The sequence below is a fragment of the Erythrobacter sp. genome (assembly GCF_038133525.1).
Lineage (GTDB): Bacteria > Pseudomonadota > Alphaproteobacteria > Sphingomonadales > Sphingomonadaceae > Qipengyuania.
The window spans coordinates 8,750-12,142 of the sequence record NZ_JAYPTL010000056.1 but is presented as its reverse complement, the minus strand read 5'-3'; the positions used below and the strand labels follow the sequence as shown (position 1 = coordinate 12,142).

At 63.0% G+C, this 3,393-nt stretch carries 4 protein-coding genes and 1 pseudogene; 2 read left to right on the top strand and 3 right to left on the bottom strand.

Annotation, left to right across the window (positions count from 1 at the left end):
* A partial coding sequence (locus AAFM29_RS13620; RefSeq protein WP_341713333.1) for a hypothetical protein occupies nucleotides 1-193 on the top strand: 193 nt, incomplete at its 5' end.
* Nucleotides 194-202: 9 nt separating this feature from the next.
* Here the strand turns inward: AAFM29_RS13620 and nadB are convergent.
* The gene (gene nadB, locus AAFM29_RS13615; protein WP_341713332.1) at nucleotides 203-1,786 is read right to left on the bottom strand and encodes an L-aspartate oxidase; all 1,584 of its coding nucleotides are present in this window, start codon (nucleotides 1,784-1,786) and stop codon (nucleotides 203-205) included.
* A gap of 130 nt (nucleotides 1,787-1,916) precedes the next feature.
* Between nadB and AAFM29_RS13610 the strand changes: the two genes are divergently transcribed.
* The gene (locus tag AAFM29_RS13610) at nucleotides 1,917-2,102 is read left to right on the top strand and encodes a hypothetical protein (RefSeq protein ID WP_341713331.1); all 186 of its coding nucleotides are present in this window, start codon (nucleotides 1,917-1,919) and stop codon (nucleotides 2,100-2,102) included.
* 9 nt (nucleotides 2,103-2,111) lie between these two features.
* Here AAFM29_RS13610 and AAFM29_RS13605 read toward each other — a convergent pair whose 3' ends face one another.
* Nucleotides 2,112-3,074, bottom strand: a complete 963-nt coding sequence (locus tag AAFM29_RS13605; protein ID WP_341713330.1) for an MBL fold metallo-hydrolase — start codon at nucleotides 3,072-3,074, stop codon at nucleotides 2,112-2,114.
* An 83-nt stretch (nucleotides 3,075-3,157) separates the two neighbouring features.
* A pseudogene (locus tag AAFM29_RS13600) lies at nucleotides 3,158-3,393 on the bottom strand (ABC transporter ATP-binding protein); the annotation flags it as partial.

Below are 3,393 nucleotides of genomic sequence, written 5' to 3'. Positions count from 1 at the left end.
GATGGGAACCCTTGTCGAAATCGAGATCGTTCAAGATCTGACTCTTCGCGGCGAGATATCCTGGCAAATGGGCGAGAGCGTGGGCGTCTTCTTTCTTGAGCCGATCCCACTGGCAGTGGTCCGCCACTTCGCGCTGGACGACTGGATGCTCAAGGCGGACTGGAGCCTCGGCGGGAGCAGCATCGAAATCTGACCTGTCGCTTTAGGGAACCAACACCGTATCGCGTGGCACAGGATCGATGTGGGGATAGTTCAGCGTGAAGTGCAGCCCGCGGCTTTCGTGGCGCTTCAAGGCGCTCGTCACAATCAGATCGGCGCATTCGAGCAGGTTGCGCAGCTCAATCAGGTCGGTGGTCACGCGGAAGTGGCCGTAATAGTCCTCAACCTCGTCGCGCAGCATGCGGATGCGATGCGCGGCCCGTTCCAGCCGCTTCGTGGTCCGCACGATTCCGACATAGTTCCACATGAACCGGCGGATCTCTGTCCAGTTCTGCTTGATCACGACCTCTTCATCGGAATCGGTCACGCGGCTTTCGTCCCACGACAGGATTGCCGGGGGATCATCGAGTTGATCCCAACTGGCCAGGATATCCTTCGCCGCCGCCTCGCCGAACACGAAGCATTCGAGCAGGCTGTTCGAGGCCAGGCGATTGGCGCCGTGCAATCCACTCTCGGTACATTCGCCGGCAGCCCACAGGCCGGGCAGGTCAGTTCGCGCATCGAGCCCAGCCTTCACGCCGCCGCAGGTATAATGCTGCGCCGGGACCACCGGAATCGGCTCCTTGGTCATGTCGATGCCCAGCCCCAGCAGCTTCTCGTGAATCGTGGGGAAATGCTCCATCACGAATTCGGGCGGCTGGTGGCTGATATCGAGATGGACGTAGTCGAGGCCGTAGCGCTTGATCTGATCGTCGTTTGCCCTCGCCACGACGTCGCGCGGGGCAAGTTCCATGCGCTCGGGGTCGTACTTCTCCATATAGCGCTCGCCCGTGACCGGGTTGAACAGCCGCCCACCCTCGCCGCGCACCGCCTCGGTGATGAGGAAGTTCTTGACCTCGAGATTGTAGAGACAGGTCGGATGGAACTGCATCATCTCCATGTTGGAGACGCGCGCACCCGCACGCCAGGCCATGGCGATCCCGTCGCCCGTCGCCCCGCGCGGGGATGTCGAGAACAGGTAGACACGGCCCGCGCCACCGGCCGCCAGCACTGTCGCACGTGCAACATGCGTCACGACTTCGCCGCTTTCCTCGTCGAGCGCATAGGCACCCCAGACCCGGCCCGAGCCCGAGTAATCCACCTGGTTGCGCCCGGTGACGAGATCGATGCAGCTCTGGTTGGGCAGCAAGGTGATGTTCGGGTTTTCCTCGGCCGCCTTGAGCAGCGCCGCCTGCACCGCCCAGCCGGTGGCGTCATTCACATGCACGATCCGGCGGTGCGAATGGCCGCCTTCACGGGTCAGGTGCAGGTCGCCATGGTCGCGGTTGAAGGGTACGCCCAATTCGCAGAGGCGGTCGATCGCCGCGGGTGCGCGCTCGATCACGAATTCGACAGTCTCGCGATCGTTGAGACCTGCCCCAGCGACCATCGTATCACGGATATGGTTCTCGAAGGTATCGCCCGCATCGAGCACGGCCGCGATGCCACCTTGCGCCCAGGCAGTCGATCCGCTGGTCAGCTTGCCCTTGGCGAGGACAAGCACCTTGCGTTCCTGCGCCAAAGCCAGTGCGGCAGTAAGACCGGCTGCGCCAGACCCGATGACCAGAACATCATGTGCGTGTGTCATGGGCGCGTCATGCATCTGCATTCGGTGCGCGGCAAGCACGGAACGCCCTGCCGATTCTACACTTCCCGGAACCCAGCGTTTGGTTAACGGCGATCAGGCAGGGGTTACGCAAGGGAAGGGTCGCACGACAATGAAACTGGGCATTATCGCCTGCGCGCTTGGCCACCACAGGGTCGATCGCAAGGACACACGGCGCGTGCACGGCGCGCATGTTGGCCGCTGCCGCAGCTGCAAGACGCCGATGGAAGAGATCGAGCCGCACCTGTGGGCTGTCCAGAAGGTTCGCGACGCAGGTCTACCCTATCGCGGGAAATAGACCGGCAGGTCACGGCGCGTAGCAATCGAGGTCAAAGGCGACCGAGACGGGCCCGGCGTAATTCATCCCGATGGCGGCCAACCCTTCGTCTAAGCTGGCCAATGACCGGTTCATATTGTGCGCAAGCACCAGCCGTCCGGCCCCCAGTTTCACCGCCAACTCGCCGATCGATTCCGGCGCGCGATGCAGTCCGCGAGGTTGGCCGGGGCCCTCGGGGATCACGTGGTGTGCGAAGAGCAGTTGGGGCCTGCTACCCGCCAAGGAGCGCTCGAAGCCCTCGGAAAAAGCACTCTGATCTCCGGTTATCACCACGCTCTGTTCGCCGAGCTGGATGCGGTAGCCCAGTGCCGGAACTGCGCCATGATGCACGGGCAAAGCGGTAACCGTGAGATTATGCGCAAACTGAAATGTGACCGGCGCGGCATCGCCATTGGCGGTCGGCACGTCGCTCGGTTTCAGCAAGGGTTTGCCTTCGGTCCCGTCGAGATACCCGCCGAGATAGGAATAGGGGCCCCCATCGTGGGCGAACAGGCTTGCAAGGAAATGGCTGGCGGCAGGGAAACGAGGCGCGGCATCCGGCCCGAGCAGTGAAAGCGGCGCAGTGCGATCTTCAAAGCCGCCACTCATCAGCACGCTGACGAGATCGCCCGAATGGTCGGCATGAAGATGCGTCAGCAGGATGCCATCAAGCTCTGAGAGGCTCGCGCCGGCTTCGGCAAATCGCAGATAGGCTCCCGAACCGATATCCACCAGCAACCGAGGCACGCCATCCACCCGGACGAGGTAACTGGTCCCTGCGCGCGGCCCCTCTGCCACGGGTCCGCCCGAACCGAGCACCTGGACCGACAGACCCGCTGCACGACATGCTTGCGGATCGGCATCGTGCAGGTCCTGTGCCCTGAGAGCCTGCTCAAGCGGGATAGAAGGTGACACTGCCCCAAGCTGCAGGATCAGTATTGCGCTGGTGAACATCAGCGGTCTCCCATGGGCCGCGACACAGCCCTTCTGATCACGGATACGGCTGGCACCGGCCAGGGGTTACCAATGCGCGCGAGCTATCCCGCCCCGGTCAGCTGGACGAAAACGTCCTCCAGGTCCGCCTCGCGGGTGGTCACGTCTTCGATTGCATAACCATGGCCCTGCACCAGCGCGAGCACCTGCCCGGCACTGGCCTTGTCGCGATCATAGGTGATCTCGATCCGGCGCGGTTCGACCACCTCGGCCTTGACGAAGCCTTCCTCCATAATCGGGCCAGCCAGATCCTTGTCGACCGTGATCGCGACGATCTTCT

Coding starts and splice junctions, on each gene's coding strand:
- nadB (WP_341713332.1), bottom strand. CDS start 1,786: ATGACACACGCACATGATGTTCTGGTCATCGGGTCTGGCGCAGCCGGT.
- AAFM29_RS13610 (WP_341713331.1), top strand. CDS start 1,917: ATGAAACTGGGCATTATCGCCTGCGCGCTTGGCCACCACAGGGTCGAT.
- AAFM29_RS13605 (WP_341713330.1), bottom strand. CDS start 3,074: ATGTTCACCAGCGCAATACTGATCCTGCAGCTTGGGGCAGTGTCACCT.